Genomic DNA, 25,744 nt, shown 5'->3' on the forward strand with positions numbered 1-25,744 from the left:
AATGCGGTCGGACCAGAGGGGACGTCGAAATGGCCGGGACCACGGAGTTCACGAAGCAGGTATCCACCGTCTTGAAGGCCGGACCGGGATTTTCGCTGGATGCGGTAGACGCCGATTCGACACCCGGCTACAAGGGGAAGAAGTCTGACGGCGTCGCTTTGCTGGCAGCCCAGGACGGTCGTCTGGATGTCCTGCAGGAGATGCTCTTTGCCGAGGGAAAATTTGGCAGCCCCAAGCGGGTGCTGTTGATCCTCCAAGCCATGGATACTGCCGGCAAGGGCGGGATTGTTGAGCATGTCGTGGGATCGATGGATCCGCAGGGAGTCAAGGTTGCCCCGTTCAAGGCGCCGACTGATGAAGAGAAAGCCCACGATTTCCTCTGGCGGATCGAGAAGGCGTTGCCCCCCGCCGGATTCGTCGGAGTCTTTGACCGCTCCCACTACGAGGACGTGCTGATACACCGCGTGCACGGGTGGGCTGATGAGGCCGAATTGGAACGGCGCTACGCGGCCATCAACGAGTTCGAGGCACACCTCGTCGAGCAAGGCACGGCGATCGTCAAGGTCATGCTGAACATCAGCCGTGATGAACAGAAAGCGCGCCTGCTGGCCCGATTGGATGACCCTTCCAAGCATTGGAAGTACAGCACGGACGATCTCAAGGAACGCGCCTTTTGGGATTCCTATATGGACGCCTATCAGCTGGTCTTCGAGAAAACATCAACCGAGGTGGCGCCCTGGTATGTGGTTCCGGCGAACAAGAAGTGGTTTGCGAGGATCGCTGTACAGGAGCTTCTACTCGAGGCCCTCGGGAAGCTGGATCTGGGCTGGCCGAAAGCCGACTTTGACGTGCCGGCCGAGCGGGCTCTGGCCGTCCAATCCTAGCTGGCCGTCGGGCCGTCCTCGCCGTTGCTTCGAGCCGCGGCCAGCCTCCTGCGGGCACCCTCCAGCCACTCTTCGCAGCGCTTCGCCAAAGCCTCGCCGCGTTCCCAAAGGGCGAGTGATTCCTCAAGGCTTGCACCGCCGGCTTCAAGGCGGCCAACCACGCCCATGAGTTGCTCGCGGGCTTCCTCGTAACTGAGGGCGTCCAGGTTCTCCGCCGAGGTTTTAGCCTCTGGGGAGGAGTTCTCTGCTGTCATTTCTTAATCCTCGTTCTGCTGTTGCTTGCTTGGGTTTCCGGAAGCTCCGGAAGACACGGCTGAGAGGCGGCCTTCTGCCAACCGCAGGGTCAGCTCGGTTCCGTCCGGGGCTTGGTCCGGGCTCCGGACAACATCGTGGCCGATGCCGTCCGCTCCCGTCACTTGGACCACCGCATAGCCGCGGTCCAGTGTTTTTTGCGGGGACAATGCCCTCACCTGAGCGCGGAGGTGGTGCATCTGGTCGACTGCGCGGACGACGGCGGAGCTAACGGCCGTGTGCGCGTGTTTCCGGAGTCGCTCGATGTCCTCTGCCCTGGCTGTGACCATTCCCTCAGGGAAAGCAAGCACGGGGCGTGACCTCAACGCGTTGAGGCTATCCGTTTCGCGGTCCACCAAGCGGCTTACGTTACGGTGCAGTTGCTCTCGAGCCTGCCGGACCCTCGCCAATTCCTCGGCGACGTCCGGCACGATCCTCTTCGCGGCGTCAGTGGGCGTGGACGCCCTCAGATCCGCGACGTCGTCCAAGATAGGGTGGTCGGCCTCATGGCCAATTGCGCTGACCACCGGAGTAGCCGCGGCAGATACCGCCCGTACCAGTTCCTCGTTGCTGAAGGGAAGCAGATCCTCCAACGCTCCGCCGCCACGGGCGATCACGATCACATCGACGTGGGGATCGGCGTCGAGTTCCCTGAGGGCAGCCAGGATCTGAGTCACCGCGGTGACCCCTTGGACAGCGACCTCGCGGATGGCGAATTCCACGGCTGGCCAGCGAAGGGCCGCATTGCGCAGCACGTCTTTCTTGGCATCCGAATCGCGGCCTGTGATCAGCCCGATCCGGTGGGGGAGCAGTGGCAGCCGTTTCTTCCGCGACTCGGAGAACAACCCTTCGGCGCCAAGCGCCTGACGCAAGCGTTCGATCCTCGCGAGGAGATCACCGAGGCCAACAGGGCGGATGTCCTTGATCGACATGTTGAGCCGGCCGGTCTTAAGCCAGAATTCGGGTTTCACCAGGGCGACGACGCGGGAGCCACGCTCCAATGGGACCTTCTGGCGGTCCAGAACGTTGGACCACAGCGATGCGGGCAAAGAGATTTCAGCGTCGGTGTCCCGCAACGTCACGAATGCGCTGCCACCACGGCGGTTGAGCTCGATGACTTGGCCTTCGATCCACGCCGCCGGGGCCCGTTCTATGTGCGTCTTGAGCTTGCGGGACAGCAGCTGCAACGGCCAAGGATTGTCCGGCGTGGTCTCCGACGCCGTGGCCGGCAGTGTCGACTCCGCATCGGGGGAATCGGCAGTTGGCAACGGCTGTGGGGTGCCGCCGGGCACGGCATCATAGGACACGCGGGTAGCCTCCTGCTGGTGGCTGGTGCATGGTTCCGTCCTCGCTGGTACGTTGCTAAAGGCTGCCGGCGGCACTGCTGCCATCAGTGCCGCTGAAAAGTTTGCTACCGAAAAGTTGGTGGCAGGCTTCCAACTCTATCCATACCTTGTAGCACGCATGACTGACATTTACTGGTCGTCGCCCCGACTGGAACTGCTGTACTCCAAACCCGAGGAATCCATTGCGCACGTTCGTCTCTGCTATCGCAGTGATCTTTGCCCTTCTGCTCACAGGAATCGCCGTCCCTATGGCGTGGACGGACGCCAACATCGTCCGGGAAGAGGGGTTCGTGGGGCTCACTGCTTCGCTCGGCAAGGACCAGGCGTTCCAGGCCCGCCTGGCGGCTACCGCCGTCGGAAGCCTTGAATCCAAAGTCAACCTACCGGCGTCGGTGGAACAACTTGGTGCCTCGCTCCTTAAGAACGCTGCCTCGTCCATGTCCACATGGCCGGAATACCCCCAAGCCTGGAATGAAACCGTCCGCCGGAGCCACCAGCTGAATTTTGACGGGGGTGCCGGTCCAGCGAACTCAGGTGCGCTGACGTCCCTAGTGCTCGACGTCGGGCCCCTCGCCAAGCTCGCCGCAGACCGCCTGCGCGCGACAACCGGCCTCCCCATAACGCCCCCGGATTCCATCCAGATCAGTATCGGAGGTCCGGGCCAACGCCAGCAGGTAGACACAATCTCTGCGTACGCGCCGATGTGGTGGATCCCCGCCCTGGGTGCCATCCTGTTGTTGGCCTTGGCTCTGTTGGCTGCCAGGCGCAGGGGAGCGGTTGTCTTCTTCGCCGGACTTGGCTTGGCCGCGTTCGCAGGACTGTGGCAAGTGGCCGCCACAGTCTTGAAAGGCGTAGGGGATGCGGGACTGGGGGGCACCGCCACGGGTGGACAGTTCGCCCAGGAGTTGGTGACCGCATCCGTCGACAACTTCACTGGCTGGATCGTCGTCGCCGGGATTGCCGGGGGAGTCCTTGCCCTTCTCGGCCTGCTCGTTGTGATCGTGGCACTCAAAGCCAGGCCGAGCGTGCGGGCGAACGCTGCCGGTAGCATGGAGGGATGACCAGCTCAGCAGTTTCCATTCCGATGCCCTCTGTCCCGCGTAGGCGTCGGACGCCGGACGAGGTGCTGGCCGCCGCGCCGGTACCCGGCCCCAAGCGAGTCCTGCTCGCGGCTCCCCGCGGATACTGCGCCGGAGTCGACCGCGCAGTCATTGCGGTAGAGAAGGCACTGGAACACTATGGTCCGCCCGTATACGTGCGCAAGCAGATTGTCCATAACGTACACGTCGTCACCTCTCTGGAGGACAAGGGTGCCATCTTCGTCGACGAGACGGATGAAGTACCCGAAGGTGCCCTGGTGATCTTCTCCGCACATGGAGTGTCCCCGGCCGTTGTGCAGTCCGCCGAAGACCGTGGCCTGCGCACCATCGATGCCACGTGCCCCCTTGTTACGAAGGTGCACCGCGAAGCCGTCCGCTTCGCCAAGGAAGACTACGACATTCTCCTCATCGGCCATGATGGCCACGAGGAAGTGGAAGGCACGGCCGGCGAAGCTCCGGACCACATCCAGATCATCAACGGACCGCACGAAGTGGACAAGGTGACCGTGCGCAATCCGGAGAAGACCATCTGGCTTTCACAGACCACCCTAAGCGTGGACGAGACCATGGAGACGGTCCGGATGCTCAAGGAACGGTTCCCCACACTGCAGGATCCGCCCAGCGATGACATTTGCTATGCCACCACCAACCGCCAAGTGGCCATCAAGAAAATTGCCCCGCAGGCGGACCTGGTGATCGTGGTTGGATCGGCGAATTCTTCCAACTCCGTGCGGCTTGTCGAAGTGGCGCTCGAGTATGGCGCCAAGGCCTCCTACCGGGTCGATTTCGCGAACGAGGTTGACGAAAGCTGGTTCGAGGGCGTTGCCACAATTGGACTGACCTCGGGCGCTTCTGTTCCCGAAGTCCTGGTCCAGGACGTCCTCCGCTTGCTGGCTGACTATGGCTATGGTGCTGTTGAAGAAGTGGTGACAGCGGAGGAAGACTTGCTGTTCTCCCTGCCGAAGGAACTGCGCGCCACCCTCAAAGAGGCCGGAGACGTTACACGCGCCCTGGGCGGACGCGGGAACCGCTCGACGTCGTAGGCGGTACCCGGCGGTCCTAGGCCGGTACACATGGTCCAGTCCCGGGACGGTGCACGTCGGTCCTAGGCCGCGGATTCTCCTTCGATAAGTTCGGGCGCAGCCAGGGTCCGCGGCACTGCTTCGACAGCGGACGGTGACACCAAACCGTCCGTGTCCATGGCATTGAGTTTCCGCGCCGTGGGCAGTACGCGAGCCTCCAGTGTTCCTACGAGCGCGTTGTAGCGATCCACGGAGGACTTCAGCGACGAGCCCAGCTTGCCAACATTGTCGCCAAGCGTGCCCATGCGTTCGTACAGCTGCCGGGCGAGCTCGAAGAGTTCCCGGGCGTTGTCCGTCAAAACGTCCTGGCGCCAAGTGAAGGCAACGGACTTGAGAACGGCCAGCAAGGTACCCGGCGATGCCAGGACCACGTTCCGGGAGAGGGCGTGGTCCAAAAGCGCCGGGTCCGCTTCCAGGGCCGCGGCGAGGATCGACTCTGCCGGCAAGAAGCAGATCACAAGCTCGGGAGAGTTTCCGGGGATGTCCCAATACTTTTTGGACCCCAGGGCATCCACATGGGACTTGAGCGCCTTCGCATGAGCCAGCAGCAAGGCCTCTGTGCTATTTCCTCCCGACTGCATGCCATGGCCGTCCATCTGCGTCCTGTTTCCTGCCGCGTATCCTGCGCTGCCCTGTTCTTGGGCAGCGAGGTAGGACGCCAGCGGAACTTTGGCATCGACCACCAACTGCTTCCCCCCGGGCAGCTGGACAACCAGGTCAGGCCGGACGGCGTTGTCCACGGAAGCGGAATGCACCTGCTCGTGAAAATCGACGTGCCGCAACATGCCCGCGGCTTCCACCACCCGGCGCAGTTGGACTTCACCCCACTGCCCCCTCGCACTGTTGGACCGCAGCGCGGATGCCAGAGCGTGGGTGGAGCGCAGGAGCTGCTCATCGGACAAGCGGGCTTCCTGGAGCTGCTGGGCAAGCTGCCCGTATTGCTCCAAGCGATCCCTTTCCAGAAGCGAGACCTGTTGCTGGACAGCCGTCAGTTTCTCGGCAACGGGGGCAAGGGCACGCAGCACACTGCCGTCTTGGTTCCTGGACTCGTTCAGTTCGCGGTTCTGCGACGACAGAAGGCGCCGTTCGGCGTCGGCGGCTGCAAACTGGGCGTTTACTGCGGCGAGGCGCTCGGAGACCGCGTCGAAATCATCTTCAAGGGCGACGTTCCGGCGTCGAAACAGAACGAACCCCGCCACTATGCCGGCGGCGGCACCGAGAAGAAGCATCAACAACGCGAGTATCACTGCAAATCCATCCATGACCCAACCTTGGCACAGGGGCAGGACAATTTAGGGAAGGGGAGCTCACGGCACCCGGGACTCCGGTCCTCGGTTCTTCTCGGCAAACGGACAAGGGGCCTCAGCGGGTAGAATCAATGCTCGTGGCTCTTACTATTGGCATCGTCGGACTGCCCAACGTCGGCAAATCAACCCTTTTCAACGCACTGACCCGCAACCAGGTGCTGGCCGCGAACTACCCGTTCGCCACCATCGAGCCAAACGTCGGCGTCGTCAACCTCCCGGACCCGCGCCTGCAGAAGTTGGCGGAGGTCTTCGGATCGCAGCGCCTCCTGCCCGCCGTCGTCTCGTTCGTTGACATCGCGGGAATCGTCAAGGGCGCCTCGGAAGGAGAAGGCCTGGGCAACAAGTTCCTTGCGAACATCCGCGAGGCAGAAGCCATCGCCCAAGTCATCCGCGTCTTCGATGACCCGGACGTTGTCCACATCGATGGCAAAGTTGACCCCCGCTCCGACATTGAGACGATCAACACCGAATTGATCCTGGCGGACCTCCAGACGATCGAAAAGGCCACTCCCCGGATCGAAAAAGAAGTCAAGATCAAGAAGCGGGAAGCCGCGGAACTCGCAGCAATCCTGGCTGCCCAGGCCGTGCTGGAACGCGGCGACACGATCTTCTCCTCGGTCAAGAGCGACAAGCTCGAGATGGAGCACCTCAAGGAGCTCAGCCTCCTCACGGCCAAGCCCTTCATCTACGTCTTCAACTCGGACGAAGGAATCCTGGGCAACCCGGAAAAGCAAGAGGAACTGCGCGCCATGGTGGCGCCAGCGGACTGCATTTTCCTTGACGCCAAGCTGGAATCGGATCTCGTTGAACTCGACGAGGAAGAAGCCCGCGAGATGCTCGAGATGAACGGCCAGGACGAATCCGGGCTCGATCAGCTGGCACGGGTCGGATTCCACACCCTCGGTCTGCAGACCTACCTCACTGCTGGTCCGAAGGAAGCCCGCGCTTGGACCATCCACCGAGGCGACACCGCGCCCCAGGCCGCAGGAGTCATTCACACGGATTTCCAGCGCGGATTCATCAAGGCCGAAGTTGTCTCCTTCGATGACCTCATCGCTGCCGGATCCATGGCCGAGGCCAAGTCCCGCGGCAAAGTCCGCATTGAAGGCAAGGAATACGTCATGGCCGACGGCGATGTGGTGGAGTTCCGCTTCAACGTGTAATCGAGTTCCGCTTGTGAACAAGTAGTCGAGCGAATTGTCGGTTAGCCCAGACGCGCGACATCCTGGCTCAGAATATTGGGCCAGGTTTCGACATCAGCCGGGGTGCGGGCGACCGTCAGCGTTGCTTGCGGGAGCAGTGCGGCCAGGGATTCCGCGGTTGACAGCGGGTGGCCCGGATCGTCGACCCACGCCAGGATTGTCGTTGGTATGTCGATTCGCGCGACGGCCTCGGGAGCGGGCAGATCGCTGAGTGCGGCGCCTCGAAACACCGACGGCAACAGCTCGTCGGCGACGTCGGGCCTCGTCTCCGGCGCACCGTTTGTCGCCGGCGGCGGTGTTTCGCCGCGGGTGGTGGCGAGGAATGCCTCGACACCAACAGATTCGATAAGCCCTGCGGCAACCCCGTAGTTCGCAGCCTGTGCAGCTCTGGTTTCCCACGCGGTGGGTGGCACCATGAGCGTGAGCCCGGTAAAACGGTCCGGCTCGCGGGAAGCGGCGTGCAAGAGTGTGCCGGTACCCATGGAGGGGCCAACTCCGTGGACACGTTCACCTGGGAACCAGTGATCGAGCAGCCGTAGGAGGTCGTCGGCGAGGTTTTGCCATTGATATTCCTCGGGAACCTTCCGCCCAGTCGACCGGCCATGGCCGCGTGCGTCGTACCGCAGCAGTCGAGTTCCACTGAGCCCTCGACCGAGGTCGAGGTTGAGTACCCGGTCGTGCGCGCGGCTTGAGGTAAGGCCATGCAGCTGGACAACCGGGTGTCCACCTTCGTCGCTCAAAGCAACCGCAAGCTCGGCTCCGGGTACCTCGAAAGTGGGCATCAGGCTCCTCGTTTCATGACTGACCGCGCCACCTTTAGCGGCTGCGTTGAGAATTCAGGCTATCTGGGGCGATAGGATACTGCCATGCGGCTGACCAACGTCACGCACCTGCGCCTACCATTCGGACGACTTTGGGGCTACGACGTCAGTGTCTCGGAGCCCGGCCGTCGTCTTCCGGTGTCCTTTGACCAGCGGCTCCATGTCGGGACAGGCGACCGGCCCGGCTCCTGGATGGCAATGTCCTTTCGGCTGCCTACACCAACTCGTCGTGAGTCAATTGCCGATGCCTGGCTGGCTGTCGTCGCCCGTCACGGCACGCTGCGAACGGCATTCGTGCCCGGTGCGGACGATGATCCGGAGCTTCACGAAATTGATATAGGTCCGGGAACCTGGGTGGAGCATCAGGTATCTCCTGGCCAGTCCGTCAATGACGCGGTGCGGGACATTCTCGATGCCGCGTGTTCGCCGTACCAACACCCCTCACACCGGCTTTGCGTATTGGAGACTGCTGCTGGACTCACAGTCGTGATTGCGGCCGACCACGCCCACGTCGATATGTGGTCAATGCTGGTGATCGCGCGAGACCTGCTGTCGGCGCTCGATGCTGGGAGGGCGGGCCGTGAACCGTTGCCCGGGCCAGCGCCCACATTTGTTGAACACACGCAGGCACTGCTGGATCGGAATGCGGCGCCGGACCACGTGCGTCACCGATGGGAAGACATCATCGGGGACAGCGGCGGCGTAATGCCGCAATTCCCACTGCCCCTGGGTGCGCCCGATCCGCAGCGCGAGCGTGTAGAAGTTCGCGATGTGTTCGATCTCGACGACGGTGCCGCATTTGCTGCGCAGGCCCGCAACGACGGTGTCTCGACACTTGCACTCGCTGTTGTTGCGATGACAGCGGTGACCCGCGAGTTGGCGGGAACCCCGCTGCGAGCCGTTTTTCCCGTGCACAGCCGTTTCGACGACCGCTGGCATGACTCAGTCGGCTGGTTCATTACTAATTCGGTACTTGAGTCGGCGGTCGCCGAGCCGCGCGCTGCGGCGGCCGCGGTAAAAGAGGCTGTGCAGCTTGGCTCGTGGCCGCTCGCGGACGTGCTGGCCCCATGGGGCGGCATGCCCGTAGCTCCTGGTATGTTCGCGATCTCCTGGCTGGACCTGCGCAGACTGCCAGTGCGAATCGACTCCGTCGGACTCGACGCCCATTATGTGAGCGCGACAATCGATACCGACGGCGTCATGCTTTGGTTCATCCTGGACGAGTCCGGCCTGCACTTGAGATGCCGTTATCCCGACACCCTTGAGGCTCGAGCCAACGTCGGCGGATGGCTTGATCTGCTGGTCGCTCGTTTGCAGGCAGATGCGCGATCCTCAGTTCGAGGACTGCTGCGAGTGGCGGGCCGGACCTTCAGGCTGGAACGGGCGAATCGCGATGATGTCGAGGCCATCGCCGCGCTGCTGTCCGATGATCAGTTCGGTCCCGATCGTGAGTGCGTCGAGCTCGAACGATACGAGGCGGCCTACAACTTGGTTGTTCGCGACAGTTCCAACTATCTGGGGGTCGTCCGAAATGATGCCGACCGCATCGTTGCCACGATGCAATTGACCGTCATTCCAGGTCTTTCCCGGGGTGGTTCTTCCCGACTACAGATCGAGGGACTGCGAGTTGCGGCCGCGGAACGTTCACATGGCTTGGGCACCGCGATGCTTGAGTGGGCACACAATTTTGGGCGTGCGCGTGGGGCGCATCTGGCACAGGTGACCACCGACGAAGCACGGGAACGGGCTCGAGCCTTCTACACCCGACTCGGATATCGGACTGCCCACGTCGGGCTGAAACGGCGCATATAGGCACCTGCACTTCACGTGCTGGATGGATCGGATTTCGTGGCGGAAGCGCGTACTCGCCTTATCGGCCTTAGGGCGGTGTCGGTAAGCGGCTGACGCTGTCATGCACATAAGCGCCAGAATGCGGCGGGGTTCCGCGTCAACGTATAGTGCCCCAGCCATCCTCAGTGATGGAGAATTAACTGATAAAAGCCCCGGTTCGCCTTGAATCGGGGCTTTTGTCACGTCGGCTGGATCGCGGAACCACTTGGACGTCCTTCAATGATTGCATCTCGATAACAAACTTTACTGGCGGGAAACTTTGGGCCCAAACATCCGGTCCGGGCGCTAGGCTACTGCTCATGTGAGACGACCCACAAGCCTGCTGAGGGGGTTGTGGCAGTCTGCCGGAGTCAACAGCGCCGGCTTTTTCCACTCAAAAAATAGGAGGCGGAATGCGTTTCGGACGTACTTCCAAAGCAGTGGGCATCGCGGCAATCGCCGCAATCGCACTGAGCGCCTGCGCCGGCAATACCGGCGGCAACACCCCGTCCACCGGAGCGGCCAAGCAAGGTGGCACGGCCACCGTAGTCGAGGTCAACGCTTTCAACACGTTCAACCCCAACACTGCAGATGGCAACACAGACATCAACTCGAAGGTCAGCTACGCCACGCACTCGGGGTTTTACTACATCGACAACAAGCTGAATGTCGTCCACAACGACAAATTCGGCAAGATGGAAAAGGTCTCGGATAGTCCGCTGACTGTGAAGTACACCATCAACGACGGTGTGAAGTGGTCCGACGGCACGCCCGTTTCGGCCGCCGACCTCCTCCTCCAGTGGGCAGCGTTCTCCGGCTACTACGACGACGCCGACGCCAAGGCCAAGACCGGCACGTCGTACTTCTCCTACGCTGGTGACAACTCGGGCCTCAGCCTGACGGATTTCCCGGAGATCAGCAACAACAACAAGACTCTTACGCTCAAGTACTCCAAGCCTTTCTCCGACTGGGAGATCGTCCTGGGTGGGCCTGGCATTGACATTCCTGCCCACGTCCTGGCCCAGAAGGCCGGACTGAAGGACACCCAGGCCCTGATTGACTTCTTCAAGAGCAAGCCACGCGGAGATGCCAAGGCGCCGCAGCCCGCCGACGCGAAGCTGAAGGCAATGTCGGACTTGTGGAACACCGGCTTCGACACGAAGACGCTTCCCGCAGACCCGACGCTGTTCCTTTCGAACGGTCCTTACATCGTCAAGAGCATGAACCAGGACCAGTCCCTCACCATGGTCCGCAACAAGGACTACAACTGGGGACCGACGCCGAGCCTTGACGAAATCACCGTCCGCTACATCGGTTCCGCCCCGGCTCAGGTCCAGGCCCTCAAGAATGGCGAGGCAGACATCATTGCCCCGCAGGCTTCCGCTGACACGCTCGAACAGCTGAAGGCACTCTCCAGCCAGGGCGTAACCGTTGACCAGGGCAACCAGCTGGCCTTCGACCACTTGGACCTGAACTACTCGGGACCGTTGGCCGACCAGAACGTGCGCCAGGCCTTCATGAAAACCGTGCCCCGCAAGGACATCGTCAACAAGATCATTGGCAAGCTTGACCCGAATGCCAAGCCGCTCGACTCGCAGATCTTCGTCCCGCAGCAGGCTGCTTACGCGGATTCGGCCAAGAACAACGGTTCCTCGGCCTACCAGGATGTCGACATTGACGGCGCCAAGAAGCTCCTCAACGGTGCCACTCCGGAAGTCCGCATCATGTACAACAAGGACAACCCAAACCGTGTTGACGCCTTCTCGCTGATCCGCGAATCGGCCACCAAGGCCGGCTTCAAGATCGTCGACGGCGGCCTTGGCAAGTCCGACTGGGGCAAGGCACTGGGCAAGGGGGGCTATGACGCCACCATCTTCGGCTGGATCAACCCGGGCGTTGGTGTCTCCGGCGTTCCGCAGATATTCAAGACGGGCGGCGGCAACAACTTCAACAAGTTCAGCAGCGCTGACGCGGACAAGTTGATGGAACAGCTCGTGGTCACCACAGACCGCAGCAAGCAAGATGACCTCGAGAAGCAGATCGACAAGAAGATCTGGGACTCCGCATACGGTGTGCCGCTCTTCCAGTCCGTGAACGTGGACGCTTACAGCGACCGCATCACCGGTGTGAAGCTCATGCCGAACCAGACTGGTGTTTGGTGGAACTTCTGGGAATGGGCTCAGAAGTAAGACCCAACTCCGCGAGCAATATCGCCAGCCGAGGCGCCGGGACCGACGTATCATGGTCCCGGCGCCTTCGGGTTGGTGAACCGGCATATTGTCTGCTTCCCAACGACCTCAAGCAGGGAAGGGGCACGATTCTGCGATAGGCGCCGGCGACCCCGGGCCTGGATTTCGAGGTTCTTCACCATGGTGACCTATATCGTCAGGCGGCTTATCACCGCCGCATTCATTCTTCTTGGAGCATCGTTCTTGGTGTATCTCCTGACAGCGTTGTCCGGAGACCCCTTGGAAGAGCTCCGCACCAGCAGTGCACCGAACCGGCAAGCATTGATGGATGCGCGAATCAATCTGCTTGATCTCGACACACCAGCGCCGCTTCGCTATTTCAAGTGGCTGGGCGGCGCCGCCCAGTGCCTGGTTCCCCTCGGCAACGCCTGCAATCTCGGCAAGAACATCGCCGGGCAGCCAATCACGGAGGCCCTCGGCTTCGCGCTGGTTCAAACCCTGACGCTTGTTACCGGCGCGACAATTCTTGCGATTCTCATCGGCATTTCGCTCGGCATCGTCACCGCACTCCGCCAGTACAGCGCGTTGGACTATGGCGTGACCTTCATGGCATTCCTGTTCTTCTCATTGCCGATCTTCTGGGTAGCCGTCCTTCTCAAGGAGTTCGGTGCCATTGGCTTTAATGACTTCCTGCGAAATCCGGAAATACCCCCGGCCGTGGCCCTTGGAATCGGAGCCGTCTTGGGCCTCATTGGGGCCGTCGTCGTGGGCGGCGAAGTGAAACGCCGACTGATCGTCGCAGGCTCTGTCTTTGCGGCGGTTTCGGTTGTTCTTTTCTACTTCTCGCTGACTCAATGGTTCCGCAATCCGGGCCTGGGGCCGGTCATCATTGCGATCATGGGGGCGGGAATCGCCGTCGGAATCACCATATTGGTTTCCGGACTCAAGAACCGCAAGGCACTGCAATCGAGCCTGATTGTGGTGGGGATCGGTGTGATCGCCTATTTCGCTGTGCAGCCGCTGCTCAATGACGCGACCGCGCTCATGATCTTCCTCCTTGCAATCGCCACCATTCTGGTTGGCGTCGCAGTGGGGTACTTCATGGGCGGCTACGACCGCGGCCAATCCATGCGCGCCGCCGGACTCACGGCCTTCCTGGTCGGAGCCCTTGTGGTCATGGACCGGTTCATGCAGGCCTGGCCCTCTTATTTCAACAACAGCCGGGTTCGCGGACGTCCCATCGCCACTATCGGAGCGGGAACGCCGAACATCCAAGGCGATTTCTGGATCATGTCCACAGACACCTTGACCCACCTCGTCTTGCCGACCATTGCCCTGATCCTTGTCTCGTTGGCCAGCTACGCGCGGTTCACACGTTCGTCGATGCTCGAAATCATGAACATGGACTACATCCGCACAGCGCGAGCCAAGGGCCTGAGCGAACGTTCCGTGGTCATGGGCCACGCCTTCCGGAACGCTCTGATTCCGATTGCAACGATCGTCGCCTTTGACATCGGTGCATTGATCGGTGGTGCCGTCATTACTGAAACGGTCTTTTCCGTTCGGGGCATGGGTTTCTTGTTCATCGACGGACTGCTGCACACGGACCCTAACCCGGTGATGGGCGTGTTCCTTTGTGTGGCTATCACCGCCATGGCCTTCAACCTGATAGCGGACCTCGCGTACTCCGCGCTCGACCCACGCGTAAGGATCAAAGCATGAGCCAGCCAACTCAAGAGGACGAACTCCTCGCGCAACAGGCGCTTGCCGAAGCTGCAGCCACCCACGCAGGCAGCGAAGTTACCAGCGGCCTGAGCCAGGGCCAGATTGTCCGTAAAAGATTCTTCGGCCACACGGGCGCCCTGATAGGACTCGCTGTTTTCGCGGTGATCTTCCTGCTTGCCTTTACCGCGGTGGGCGCGTTCGGGATTCCCGGGTGGTGGAAGTACAACCACCTGGACGTCGCGCCGCTCGTCAACGACGGTGCTCCAACCTCCTCGCTGTGGCCGTTTGCGTGGGGCGAGCATCCGTTTGGCCAAGACCGGATCGGGCGCGATCTGTTTGCCATGACGATGCGCGGCGCACAGCAGTCAGTCACGGTGATGCTCCTGATCGGTGGGATTGCAGGTGCGATCGGCGCCATTGTCGGAGGACTTGCCGGCTATTTCCGAGGCTGGGTCGAAGCGATCCTCATGCGCTTGACGGACGTCATTATCATCATTCCGTTGCTTCTCCTCGCGGCCGTGGTGGGCCAGATAGCCAACCGCAGGGATGAGGGCAGTTGGTTGACCGGCTTTGCCGCCAACAACGGCGTCGTCATTCTCGGCGTCTTCCTCGGATTTGTGAGCTGGGTGGGCCTCGCCCGTCTTGTCCGAGGTGAGTTCCTGACCCTCCGTGAGCGGGAGTTCGTCGATGCTGCCCGGATCTCCGGAGCCTCCAACGCGAGGATCATCTTCAAGCACATCTTGCCGAACGCCGTCGGTGTGCTGATCGTCAACGTAACGCTGACCATGTCCGCTGCCATCCTGCTAGAGACGGCCCTCAGCTACCTCGGCCTTGGAGTGCACCCGCCAGATACCTCACTAGGCCTGTTGATTTCCCAAAACCAGGAAGCCTTTGCTACCCGGCCGTGGCTTTTCTGGTATCCGGGCTTGTTCATCATCCTCATCTGCCTCAGTATCAACTTCATCGGCGATGGCCTGCGGGACGCTTTCGACCCGCGCCAGAAGAAGTTCCGGGCCAAGTCCGCGGTTGAGACCGCAATGCACTCCAGCACGACGACGGCGCCGGTCGCCGATACTCCGAAGGGCAGCTGAGTGGGACCCGCCAGGGGAGCCTCAGTATCGGAAGACCGCCCAGTAGCTGGCCGCGGCCAGCGCCACCGTGGCCGCCACTCGGAACCATCCGACCGTAACCGCCACTGTGGCGTCCTCCGCCCGGCCGGGCTCTACTCGGCCGGACTCCACCAGGGCCTGCCATCGGGTGCGGACCAAGACGGCTGCGGCACCCGAATCGGTGTTCTTGAGATCTCCGGGTCGAACCGAACTGCCAGGACCGTATGTGGTGCCTGGGAGCCCCCTCAGGTGCTCGGGGCGGGCATTGCGCCCGCCCCAAATCCCGGGCGCCGGTGCGGCCCACGCGGAGTATTTTTTGCGGGGCGTCATGAGCGTGAGGGCGTAGCGGGTGTCCACTTGCACCAGGGCATCCCACGGGACCTCAACGGTGCTGTAAGGGTTCTCCAGCCGTACGCCGGAGTCCATGACCACCACCACGGGGCGCCAGAACAGCAACCAGCCGATGAAGGCAACAAGGAGCAAGGGAGCGGTGCCCGGAAGGGCTCCCGGACCGGCCGCCACAAGCGTCACGACCACCCCGAAGGCCGCTATTGCCCAACAAGCCCAGGCGAACAGCCTGCTGGTGCGGGCCTTGAAGATTTCGACATTTCCAGCATGGGGCTCTCGGCTCATGCCCCTAATAATTCAGGATTCCGGGCTACTTCACTAATCACCCCTTGGAGGGTGGCCCGGGCGGAAGGGAATACCCAACATGACTGACAATGCCAGCCCCGAACCTGAGGCAACCCCGCTAGAGACTGCCTCGGACAAGAGTGCGCTCGGGAGCGTGGTCCTGGAAGTGCGCGATCTCAGCGTCGACTTCGGTGTGGAGAAGAAATGGGTCCCCGCCGCCATCGGACTGAACTATGAGGTCAGGGCGGGTGAGGTCCTCGCCATCGTCGGTGAATCCGGTTCCGGCAAGAGTGCCAGTTCCATGGCTTTGCTGGGATTGCTGCCCAGCAACAGCCGGGTCACGGGGAGTGTGAAGCTCTCCGGCAAGGAGCTGCTTGGCGCCAAATCCGGCACCATCAGGGAGGTCCGCGGCAAGGATGTTGCCGTGATCTTCCAGGAACCGATGACGGCGCTCAACCCCGTCTACACGGTGGGTGCCCAGATCGTTGAGACGATCCGGCTTCACAACGTGGTCTCCCCGGACGAGGCCAAGGAGCGCGCATTGCGCATGTTGGACCTCGTGGAGCTTCCTGACCCGGAGAAGGCCTTCAAGTCGTATCCGCATCAGCTTTCCGGCGGCCAGCGCCAGCGGGCCATGATCGCCCAGTCGTTGTCTTGCGACCCGAAACTGCTGATCGCGGATGAACCCACCACGGCCCTGGACGTGACGGTCCAAGCTGAAATCCTGGATTTGATGCGCAATCTGCGCAACAAGCTGGATAGCGCCATCGTCCTCATCACGCACGACATGGGTGTGGTGGCCGACCTCGCTGACCGGATAGCAGTGATGCGCAAGGGTGTCATCGTGGAAACGGGTACGGCGCAGCAGATCTTCAGCAACCCGCAGCATGAATACACGCAGGCGCTGCTGGCAGCTGTTCCCCACTTGGGCCAGGGCGCGGACAGTCCCGATGTCGATGTCACTGCGGCCCTGGCTGCGGCCACCAACACCGAGCTCGAATCCGTTGAGCATGACGAACTGCTCCGCCGGGAACGTAAAAACCAAGCGGCTTTGAAGGCGGCGGCGGAAGAAGCCGCCAAGCCCAAGGGCAACCCTGTGCTTGAGCTGATCGACGTCGCCATCGAGTATCCCAAGCAGGGCCGTGTTCCTGCGTTCCGTGCTGTCGAGGGGGCAAACCTGGTCATCTACCCTGGTCAAGTGGTGGGCCTGGTTGGGGAGTCGGGATCCGGCAAGACGACCATTGGACGCGCCGCCGTCGGGCTCTTGCCTGTGGCCGCCGGCAGCATGCGTGTGGTGGGTCAGGACATTTCCGCAGCGAAACGGAATGGAAAGCAGCTTCGCGAGGTGCGTCGGGATATCGGCATGGTCTTCCAGGATCCGTCGTCGTCGCTGAACCCGCGGCTGCCTATCGGTGAGAGTATCGGCGAACCGATGTTCCTTGCCGGGGCCGCCAAGGGCGTGGAGCTGCAGAAGCGGATCGAGAACCTTCTCGACCAAGTGGAGCTGCCCCGCGGTTACCGCAACCGTTACCCGCATGAGTTGTCGGGCGGCCAGAAGCAGCGTGTCGGTATCGCGCGTGCGCTGTCCCTGCAGCCAAAGCTTATGGTGGCGGATGAGCCGACGTCGGCGCTGGACGTTTCGGTGCAGGCGAAGGTTTTGGAACTCTTCCAGAACCTGCAAAAGGAACTGGGATTCGCGTGCCTGTTCGTGACCCACGACCTCGCCGTGGTTGATGTGCTGGCGGACCGGATTTGCGTCATGCAGCGCGGCCGGATCGTGGAGCAGGGCACCCGGGAACAGATTCTCCGTAATCCGCAGGAACCTTACACGCAAAGGCTGCTTGCCGCGGTACCGCTTCCGGACCCGGAGAAGCAGCGCGAGCGCAGGGAACTGCGGGCGCAACTCATGGCCGCCGGCATCGAGTAGCAGCTGCGCGCGAAGCAGCTCGCGGCATAAACGGACTGCCGCTCGTTGCGAAAGAGTCCCCATGGCCAACGGTCCATGGGGGCTCTTTTCTATGCCCCGGGTGTTCTTTCGCACTTCCACGAAAGGGGTTTCGGCATGCCCGAAACCCCTATTTTCCTGCGAAAAGTAGAGGTCAGGCATGCCGAGTGTACCAAGGAGTAACCCATTACGTGAAGTGACTGCTTCATTTACTTGAAATGACTGCTTCATTACTAAAACTGTCAAGGCATACTTGGGTCCCATGTGCCAATGGGATTCCATATTTCGGACAAGGTGTGGTTAGGATTACACATCCATGTAGGCCGCGTCACAGGATAATTCTGTGCCTGGCCCCCGGGGCAGCCATGAGTTGCCCCGACCCATCCCCCTGAATCCATAGGAGGCGGAATGCGTTTTTCGCGCACTTCCAAAGCTCTAGGCTTGCTGGCAGTCGCCGCACTTGCCCTTACCGGATGCGGCAGCGCCGGCTCCGGAAGCAGCGGCCAGGCTGCTGCCGGCGATCCGAACAAAATCATCACCGCATACAGCAATGAACCCCAGCACCCCCTGCTGCCGTCCAACACCAACGAGGTGTACGGCGGCCGCGTCGTCGAACTCCTGTTCGAAGGCCTGCGCAGCTACGACGCCAGCGGAAAGTCCGTGAATGCCCTCGCGGAATCCATTGACACGACTGACGGCCAGAATTACACCATCAAGGTCAAGAAGGGCACCAAGTTCACCAACGGCGAGGAAGTCACCGCCAAGAGCTTCGTTGACGCCTGGAACTTCGCCGCACTGAGCACCAACGCACAGACCAGCAGCAGCTTCTTCGAGTCGATTGACGGCTACGACGCCGTCAGTGCCACCAAGAAGGAACCTGGCGCGGACGGCAAGTCCAAAGACGTTCCTGCCCCGACCGCGCAGACCATGTCGGGCTTGGTTCTGAAGGACGGCTCGACCTTCACGGTGAAGCTGGCACAGCCGGAAGCCGACTGGCCTTTGCGCCTCGGCTACTCCGCTTTCATGCCGCTCCCCGCCGATGCCCTCAAGGACCCGAAGGCCTTCGGCGAAAACCCCGTCGGCAACGGCCCGTACAAGATGGCCGCCAAGGGTGCCTGGCAGCACGACAGCCAGATCGCCCTCGTCAAGAACGCCGACTACCAGGGTCCCCGCGCGGCCAAGAACGGTGGCGTGACCTTCAAGTTCTATACCGATCCGGCACCGGCATACACGGACATCCAGGCCAACAACCTCGACGTCACCGACGTCCTGCCGACGAACGCCCTGAAGACCTACACCACGGACTTCCCGGACCACAACCTCAACAAGGCTTACGCGGGCAACGCAACTCTCAACATCCCGAACTACCTGCCTGAGTTCCAGGGAGACGCCGGCAAGCTCCGCCGCCAGGCCATCTCCATGGCCATCAACCGCGACGAAATCACCAAGGTTGTCTTCAACGGCACCCGTATATCGGCCAAGGACTTCACGTCTCCCTCCGTTGACGGTTACAACGCCAACGTAGCGGGCTCGGATGTTCTGAAGTTCGACGCCGCGAAGGCGAAGGACCTCTGGGCCAAGGCAGAGGCCCTCAGCCCGTGGCCGGCTGGCAAGGTTCTTCAGCTCGCGTACAACACCGATGGTGGCAACAAGGAATGGATCGACGCAGTTGCCAACAACCTGAAGAACAACCTCGGCATCAAGGCAGAAGGCCAGCCGTTCGCCAAGTTTGCTGAGATCCTGAACCTCCGCAAGGCCAAGACGCTTCCGGGCTTCACCCGCGCAGGCTGGCAGGCAGACTACCCGTCGCTGTTCAACTTCCTCGGCCCGCTGCTGAAGACCGGCGCTAGCGCCAACTACGAGGGCTACAGCAACCCGGAATTCGACAAGCTGCTGATCGAAGGCCTTGCGTCCAAGACCACGGACGACGCGAACAAGAAGTTCACCCAGGCACAGGAAATCCTGTTCAAGGACCTTCCCAACCTGCCCCTGTGGTACCAGGCACGCCAGGCTGTATGGAGCCAGAACGTTACCAACGTTGACTCCGGCTGGAACGGCGTCCTGCTCTACTACAACATCACCGCAAAGTAGTCCTCTGGACTTGTTCCAAGCTCGCTAGTGCATGGGGGTCCGGTCGCAAAACCGGGCCCCCTGTGCGCTTGATCCGGCACGAAAGCTGTCCCACATGAATCCCCTTAGTTTCAAGAGCGCCCAGGATACTTTGCTGTGATCCAGTACATCCTCAGGCGTTTGCTGCAGGTCATCCCGGTCTTCCTGGGAACCACCCTGCTTGTGTACTTCATGGTCTTCGCCCTCCCGGGCGACCCCATCCGCGCTTTGTTCGGCGACCGTCCGCCCAGCGAGTCCGTCATTGCCGCCCTGCGCCAGCAATACAACCTCGACCAGCCGTTCTGGGTCCAGTACGGACTGTTCCTCAAGAACCTGTTCACCTTCAACCTCGGCGTTGACTTCACCGGTCAACCCATTGCCGCCACCCTTGGCCGCATCTTTCCCGTGACCGCCATGCTTGCCGTTGAGGCCCTGGCTATCCAGGCCGTCTTCGGTGTGGCCTTCGGCCTGATCGCCGGCCTGCGCAAGGGGAAGCTCTTTGACTCCACCGTGCTGGTTGCCTCCCTCGTCGTCATCGCGGTCCCCACCTTCGTGCTGGGCTTCGTTCTTCAGCTCGTCGTCGGCGTGCAGCTCGGCTGGGCCAAGCCCACGGTGGGATCCAACGCGGACTGGGGCACACTGATCCTCCCGGCCACGGTTCTTGGCCTCGTGTCCTTTGCCTACGTGCTGCGGTTGACCCGCGCCTCGGTCATCGAAAACATGAACGCCGACTACGTCCGTACGGCAACCGCGAAAGGCCTTTCCCGTCCCCGAGTGGTCCTCGCCCACATCCTGCGAAACTCCATGATCCCCGTGGTCACCTACCTGGGGGCGAACCTGGGTGGCTTGATGGGCGGCGCGATCGTCACCGAAGGCATCTTCAACGTGCCCGGCGTCGGACAGAAGCTCTACCAAGCGGTGATCCGCAGCGAGGGCCCCACCGTCGTTGCCATCGTTAGCGTGCTGGTGCTGGTGTTCGTTGCCGCCAACCTGTTGGTCGACCTCCTGTACGCCTGGCTTGACCCGAGGATCCGCTATGAAAAGTAACCGTCAAATCGAGCACTACGTTGCCCCCATCGACGAGACACCGCTGCTCGCGACCGATACCCTCAAGGTCGACGCAGCACCCCTGAGCCTCTGGGCAGACGCCTGGCGGAAGCTCCGCCGTCGTCCGCTGTTCATCATCTCCGCGCTCATGATCTTCCTGCTCCTCATCGTCGCGTTCTTCCCGGGTCTGTTCACGCAGACAGCTCCGAACGACAACTGCCAACTGGGCGACTCCCTGGCGGGCCCCTCGGCCGGCCATCCCTTGGGATTCACCTTCCAGGGCTGCGACATCTATTCCCGCGTCATCCACGGCACGCAGGCATCCTTAACAGTCGGCGTCGTCTCGGTCATCTTCGTCCTGATCATCGGCGTCACGCTCGGCGCGCTGGCTGGGTTCTTTGGCGGCTGGGTTGACACCGTCATTGCCCGCATTGGCGACATCTTCTTCGCATTGCCTTTGGTCCTCGGCGCACTGGTCGTTACCCAGCTCCCCTTCTTCCGCGAGAACAAGAGCGTCTTCACGGTGGTCATGGTCATCGTGATGCTCGGGTGGCCCCAAATGGCCCGTATCACCCGTGGTGCCGTGATCGAGGTCCGCAACGCCGATTTCGTCACTGCCGCACGCTCGCTAGGTGTCTCCAAGATCGGCACCCTGGTCCGGCACGTGGTTCCGAACGCGCTCGCGCCGATCATTGTCCTGGCCACCATGGAACTGGGTGTCTTCATCGTCACTGAAGCAACGCTCTCCTTCCTTGGCATTGGCTTGCCCGGCAGCATCATGTCCTGGGGTAACGACATTTCCGCGGCGAAGGACACTCTGCGCACCAACCCCGAGGTGCTGATGTTCCCCGCAACCGCATTGTCCATTACAGTCCTGAGCTTCATCATGCTTGGCGACGCGCTGCGTGACGCCCTTGACCCCAAGAGCCGCAAGCGATGAAGGAGGCAATCATGACAACGTCCAACGTCACCATCAACGAGGCCGGAACCGAAGAGCGCCCGCTCCTTGAAATCAGGGACCTCGCCATCTCCTTCCAGACGGCGAGCGGCGAGTTCCAGGCCGTCAAGAACGCCCACCTGACTATCATGCCGGGCGAGACAGTCGCCATCGTGGGAGAGTCCGGTTCGGGAAAGTCGACGACGGCACTCGCCGCCATCGGTCTCCTGCCGGAGAACGGCCGGGTTTCCGGCGGCCAGATCCTGCTCGACGGCGAGGACATCTCGCACGCGCCGGAACGGCGCATGATCGAGCTGCGTGGCAACACGATCGGCATGGTCCCGCAGGATCCGATGTCCAACCTCAACCCGGTGTGGAAGATCGGCTACCAGGTCCGCGAGACCTTGCGCGCCAACGGCAAGCCCCATGCTCCGGCTGATGTGGCCCGTGTCCTCGGGGAAGCCGGCTTGCCGGACTCGGCGCGGCGTGCCAAGCAGTACCCGCACGAGTTCTCCGGCGGCATGCGCCAGCGGGCACTGATTGCCATCGGCCTGTCCTGCCAGCCGCGGCTGCTTATTGCCGATGAGCCGACGTCGGCCCTCGACGTGACCGTTCAGCGGCAGATCCTCGACCACCTCGAGACCATGACGGCGGAGCTCGGTACGGCAGTCCTGCTTATCACCCACGATCTTGGCCTCGCGGCTGAACGCGCGGACAAAGTGGTGGTCATGTACCGCGGCAACGTAGTGGAAGCCGGCCCTTCGCTAGAACTGCTCCGCAACCCGCAGCACCCCTACACCCAGCGGCTCGTGGCGTCGGCCCCGTCCTTGGCTTCCCGCAGGATCCAGGCAGCCAAGGCTGAAGGCATCCAAACGGAAGAACTCCTGGCACCCACCGAAGCTGTGGTTGAAAAGGCGCTCCCAGAGGACGTTCTGAAGGTCGAGAGCCTCAGCAAGGTCTTCAAGTTGCGCTCGGGAGTGGGCAGGTCCACCGACTTCACCGCGGTGGACAATGTCTCATTCAACGTCAAGCGCGGGACGACGACGGCGATCGTGGGGGAGTCGGGCTCCGGCAAGTCCACTGTGGCTCAAATGGTCCTTAACCTCCTGCCGCCGACGTCGGGCCGGATCGTGTTCGACGGGGTGGACACCTCCACGTTGAACAGCCGAGAGATCTTCAAGTTCCGGCGTCGTGTCCAGCCGATCTTCCAGGACCCGTACGGTTCCCTTGACCCGATGTACAACATCTTCAGGACCATCGAGGAACCGCTCCGGACCCACAAGATCGGTGACAAGGTCAGCCGCGAGAAGAAGGTCCGGGAGCTTCTGGACCAAGTGGCGCTGCCGCAGTCCACCATGCAGCGATACCCGAACGAGCTCTCTGGCGGCCAGCGGCAGCGCGTAGCGATCGCCCGGGCCCTGGCGCTGGATCCAGAAGTGATCATCTGCGACGAAGCGGTCTCCGCCTTGGACGTTTTGGTGCAGGCCCAGGTGCTGAACCTGCTGGCCGAGCTGCAGTCCAATCTCGGCCTGACCTACCTGTTCATCACGCACGACCTCGCCGTCGTACGGCAGATCGCGGACCATGTCTGCGTGATGCAGAAGGGCAGGCTCGTGGAAACGGGCAGTACAGACAATGTCTTCGATTCGCCGCAGCAGGAGTACACAAAAGCACTCCTCAACGCGATTCCCGGAGCAAGCCTGATGCTGCCGCCCGCGGTGGCCTGACCCGGCTCAGAAACCTTCATTCAACGCCCGTAAGGCAATCAAGAAGGCCGGTGCCGCTTCCCCTGAGGGAGGGGCGCCGGCCTCTTTTGTGTTCCCCGGGAGTTCCACGCGGATCTCCACGCGGTTTTCCCCGCGGATTGTGATGAAGGGCACAATTAGCTGGCGTTGCGGGTGATTTTTAGGCCAATAAATACCACAGCGTTTAGACTCTATGTAGGTGCCCTGTGTCAAAGGGTCTCTTCCGTCGTGCGTTCCGGTTGGAAATGTCGCGATACCACAGCTGACTTCACCACTGAATCGAGCAATAACGCATGTCTGAAACCACCACCAACACCGCGGTAGCCACTGCATCGCGCAGTGACCTGCGCAACGTCGCGATTGTGGCCCACGTTGACCACGGCAAGACCACCCTGGTCGACGCCATGCTCAAGCAGACCAACTCCTTTGCCGAGCACAACCACCTCGAAGACCGCGTCATGGACTCCGGTGACCTGGAGCGCGAAAAGGGCATTACCATCCTGGCCAAGAACACCACCGTGGCCTACAACGGACCGTCCTCCCATGGCGAGACCATCACCATCAACGTGATCGACACCCCTGGCCACGCTGACTTCGGCGGCGAGGTTGAGCGCGGCCTGTCCATGGTTGACGGCGTCGTGCTCCTCGTGGATGCTTCCGAGGGTCCGCTGCCCCAGACCCGCTTTGTGCTCCGCAAGGCCCTCGCCGCGCACCTTCCGGTCATCCTGCTGGTCAACAAGACCGACCGCCCTGACGCCCGCATCGAAGAAGTTGTCCACGAATCCATGGACCTGCTCCTGGGCTTGGCTTCGGACCTCGCGGACGAAGTTCCGGACCTCGACCTGGACAAGATCCTGGAAGTTCCCGTGGTCTACGCTGCAGCCAAGGTCGGCCGCGCCTCCCTGGAACAGCCGGCTGATGGATCGGCGCCGGAGAACGAAGATCTCGAACCCCTGTTCAAGACGATCATCGAGCACATCCCGGCTCCGACCTACAACCCGAACGGTGTCCTGCAGGCGCACGTCACCAACCTGGACGCTTCCCCGTTCCTCGGCCGCCTCGCACTCCTGCGCATCTACAACGGCACCCTCCGCAAGGGCCAGACCGTTGCTTGGGCGCGAGCCAACGGCGAACTGAAGAACGTCAAGATCACCGAGCTCCTGGCCACCAAGGCACTGGACCGCGTTCCGACCGACTCCGCTGGTCCGGGCGAGATCGTTGCTGTTGCCGGTATCGAGGAAATCACCATTGGTGAGACCCTGACCGACGCCGAGAACCCGCAGCCGCTGCCGCTCATCACGGTGGATGACCCCGCGATCTCCATGACCATCGGTATCAACACCTCTCCGCTGGCCGGTAAGGTCAAGGGTGCCAAGGTAACGGCGCGCCAGGTGAAGGATCGCCTCGACAAGGAACTGATCGGTAACGTCTCCATCAAGGTTCTGCCCACCGAGCGTCCGGATGCCTGGGAAGTCCAGGGCCGTGGCGAGCTTGCGCTGGCTATCCTCGTGGAGCAGATGCGACGTGAAGGCTTCGAACTGACTGTCGGCAAGCCGCAGGTTGTCACCCGGACCATCGACGGCAAGATCCACGAGCCGATGGAACACATGACCATCGACGTTCCGGAAGAGTACCTCGGCGCGGTCACGCAGCTCATGGCCGCTCGCAAGGGCCGCATGACCAACATGGCCAACCACGGTACGGGCTGGTGCCGCATGGAATTCATCGTTCCTGCCCGTGGCCTCATCGGCTTCCGCACCAAGTTCCTCACGGACACCCGTGGCGCCGGCATCGCTTCCTCGATCTCCGAGGGCTACGAGCCGTGGGCCGGTCCCATCGAATACCGCACCAACGGTTCGATGGTTGCCGACCGCGCCGGCGTGGTCACCCCCTTCGCCATGATCAACCTGCAGGAACGCGGCTCCTTCTTCGTGAAGCCCACGTCCGAGGTCTACGAAGGCATGATCGTCGGCGAGAACTCCCGCGCCGACGACATGGACGTCAACATCACGAAGGAAAAGAAGCTCACCAACATGCGTGCCGCTTCCTCCGACACCTTCGAGAACCTGACGCCGCCGCGCGACCTGACCCTCGAAGAGTCCCTCGAATTCGCTCGCGAAGACGAGTGCGTTGAGGTGACCCCGGAGTCCATCCGCATCCGCAAGCTGATCCTGGATGCCAATGAGCGCGCCAAGGCTACCCGCGCCCGCGCCAAAGTCTGATCCAGCGCTGATTGCGTAGTGACGCATTGAATAAAGGAGCCACCGGAGCAGCACGCGGCATTGCCGCAGCTGTTCCGGTGGCTCTTTTGCTGCCCTGGCGGGCACCGCACTGCACCGGCAGGCGCTCCTTATTGCCGGCGTCGAGGTCTACTGGGGTGCTGCTGCGGCACTGCTCCTGCTCGCCTCGTTGCAACTCTGGCTGGGCGCCTGGTCGCGGTCT

General features: G+C 62.0%; 19 protein-coding genes. 14 read left to right on the forward strand and 5 right to left on the reverse strand.

Annotation, left to right across the window (positions count from 1 at the left end; genetic code table 11):
* Window positions 1–29: 29 nt before the first annotated feature.
* Window positions 30–884 carry a polyphosphate kinase 2 family protein gene (locus OW521_RS18505; RefSeq protein WP_268021036.1) on the forward strand — a complete coding sequence of 285 codons (855 nt, stop codon included), beginning with the start codon at window positions 30–32 and terminating at the stop codon, window positions 882–884.
* Here OW521_RS18505 and OW521_RS18510 read toward each other — a convergent pair.
* Both OW521_RS18510 and xseA read right to left on the reverse strand, forming a co-directional pair.
* Window positions 881–1,138, reverse strand: coding sequence for an exodeoxyribonuclease VII small subunit (locus OW521_RS18510; RefSeq protein ID WP_268021037.1), 258 nt, complete (start codon window positions 1,136–1,138; stop codon window positions 881–883). The two genes, OW521_RS18505 and OW521_RS18510, sit on opposite strands and share 4 nt — an antisense overlap.
* Window positions 1,139–1,141: 3 nt before the next feature.
* Entirely contained in the window at window positions 1,142–2,482 is a 1,341-nt protein-coding gene (xseA, locus tag OW521_RS18515; RefSeq protein ID WP_442781177.1) for an exodeoxyribonuclease VII large subunit, read from the reverse strand.
* Between the two features lie 221 nt (window positions 2,483–2,703).
* Between xseA and OW521_RS18520 the strand changes: the two genes are divergently transcribed.
* Both OW521_RS18520 and OW521_RS18525 read left to right on the forward strand, forming a co-directional pair.
* Window positions 2,704–3,582, forward strand: a complete 879-nt coding sequence (locus OW521_RS18520; RefSeq protein WP_268021038.1) for a hypothetical protein — start codon at window positions 2,704–2,706, stop codon at window positions 3,580–3,582.
* The gene (locus OW521_RS18525) at window positions 3,579–4,664 is read left to right on the forward strand and encodes a 4-hydroxy-3-methylbut-2-enyl diphosphate reductase (protein ID WP_268021039.1); all 1,086 of its coding nucleotides are present in this window, start codon (window positions 3,579–3,581) and stop codon (window positions 4,662–4,664) included. Before OW521_RS18520 ends, OW521_RS18525 begins: the two co-directional genes overlap by 4 nt.
* Before the next feature lie 62 nt (window positions 4,665–4,726).
* Here OW521_RS18525 and OW521_RS18530 read toward each other — a convergent pair whose 3' ends face one another.
* Entirely contained in the window at window positions 4,727–5,965 is a 1,239-nt protein-coding gene (locus OW521_RS18530; protein WP_268021040.1) for a DNA recombination protein RmuC, read from the reverse strand.
* A gap of 122 nt (window positions 5,966–6,087) precedes the next feature.
* Between OW521_RS18530 and ychF the strand changes: the two genes are divergently transcribed.
* On the forward strand, window positions 6,088–7,173 hold the full coding sequence (gene ychF, locus OW521_RS18535) for a redox-regulated ATPase YchF (RefSeq protein ID WP_268021041.1): 1,086 nt from the start codon (window positions 6,088–6,090) through the stop codon (window positions 7,171–7,173).
* 41 nt (window positions 7,174–7,214) lie between these two features.
* On the opposite strand, the gene OW521_RS18540 is transcribed toward ychF, so the two are convergent.
* Window positions 7,215–7,994 (reverse strand): alpha/beta fold hydrolase, encoded by a 780-nt coding sequence (locus OW521_RS18540; protein WP_268021042.1) that lies wholly within the window; start codon window positions 7,992–7,994, stop codon window positions 7,215–7,217.
* Window positions 7,995–8,078: 84 nt separating this feature from the next.
* Here OW521_RS18540 and OW521_RS18545 point away from each other — a divergent pair, with 84 nt between their 5' ends.
* The 4 genes from OW521_RS18545 (at window position 8,079) to OW521_RS18560 (ending at window position 14,868) form a co-directional block, all read left to right on the forward strand.
* Complete coding sequence (locus OW521_RS18545) at window positions 8,079–9,845, forward strand: GNAT family N-acetyltransferase (RefSeq protein WP_268021043.1); 1,767 nt, start codon at window positions 8,079–8,081, stop codon at window positions 9,843–9,845.
* 431 nt (window positions 9,846–10,276) lie between these two features.
* Window positions 10,277–12,052, forward strand: coding sequence for an ABC transporter family substrate-binding protein (locus OW521_RS18550; protein ID WP_268021044.1), 1,776 nt, complete (start codon window positions 10,277–10,279; stop codon window positions 12,050–12,052).
* A 180-nt stretch (window positions 12,053–12,232) separates the two neighbouring features.
* A complete protein-coding gene (locus OW521_RS18555; RefSeq protein ID WP_268021045.1) occupies window positions 12,233–13,774 on the forward strand; it encodes an ABC transporter permease in 1,542 nt (513 codons plus the stop codon).
* Window positions 13,771–14,868, forward strand: coding sequence for an ABC transporter permease (locus tag OW521_RS18560; protein ID WP_268021046.1), 1,098 nt, complete (start codon window positions 13,771–13,773; stop codon window positions 14,866–14,868). The genes OW521_RS18555 and OW521_RS18560 overlap by 4 nt, the downstream gene beginning before the upstream one ends.
* A gap of 21 nt (window positions 14,869–14,889) precedes the next feature.
* Here OW521_RS18560 and OW521_RS18565 read toward each other — a convergent pair whose 3' ends face one another.
* On the reverse strand, window positions 14,890–15,519 hold the full coding sequence (locus OW521_RS18565) for a PH domain-containing protein (protein WP_268021047.1): 630 nt from the start codon (window positions 15,517–15,519) through the stop codon (window positions 14,890–14,892).
* Window positions 15,520–15,598: 79 nt separating this feature from the next.
* Between OW521_RS18565 and OW521_RS18570 the strand changes: the two genes are divergently transcribed.
* From OW521_RS18570 to typA, 6 genes are all read left to right on the forward strand, one after another.
* Window positions 15,599–17,446 (forward strand): ABC transporter ATP-binding protein, encoded by a 1,848-nt coding sequence (locus tag OW521_RS18570; RefSeq protein ID WP_268021048.1) that lies wholly within the window; start codon window positions 15,599–15,601, stop codon window positions 17,444–17,446.
* Window positions 17,447–17,872: 426 nt separating this feature from the next.
* Window positions 17,873–19,555: a peptide ABC transporter substrate-binding protein gene (locus tag OW521_RS18575; protein WP_268021049.1), complete on the forward strand. Its 1,683-nt coding sequence runs from the start codon at window positions 17,873–17,875 to the stop codon at window positions 19,553–19,555.
* Between the two features lie 135 nt (window positions 19,556–19,690).
* A complete protein-coding gene (locus tag OW521_RS18580) occupies window positions 19,691–20,620 on the forward strand; it encodes an ABC transporter permease (protein WP_268021050.1) in 930 nt (309 codons plus the stop codon).
* Complete coding sequence (locus tag OW521_RS18585) at window positions 20,610–21,560, forward strand: ABC transporter permease (RefSeq protein WP_268021051.1); 951 nt, start codon at window positions 20,610–20,612, stop codon at window positions 21,558–21,560. Before OW521_RS18580 ends, OW521_RS18585 begins: the two co-directional genes overlap by 11 nt.
* Window positions 21,561–21,571: 11 nt before the next feature.
* Window positions 21,572–23,284 carry a dipeptide ABC transporter ATP-binding protein gene (locus tag OW521_RS18590; RefSeq protein WP_268021052.1) on the forward strand — a complete coding sequence of 571 codons (1,713 nt, stop codon included), beginning with the start codon at window positions 21,572–21,574 and terminating at the stop codon, window positions 23,282–23,284.
* Window positions 23,285–23,595: 311 nt separating this feature from the next.
* Window positions 23,596–25,524 (forward strand): translational GTPase TypA, encoded by a 1,929-nt coding sequence (gene typA / locus OW521_RS18595; protein ID WP_265977008.1) that lies wholly within the window; start codon window positions 23,596–23,598, stop codon window positions 25,522–25,524.
* Window positions 25,525–25,744: the final 220 nt, after the last annotated feature.

Origin of the sequence: Arthrobacter sp. MMS18-M83 (assembly GCF_026683955.1) — a bacterium.
Taxonomy (GTDB): domain Bacteria; phylum Actinomycetota; class Actinomycetes; order Actinomycetales; family Micrococcaceae; genus Arthrobacter.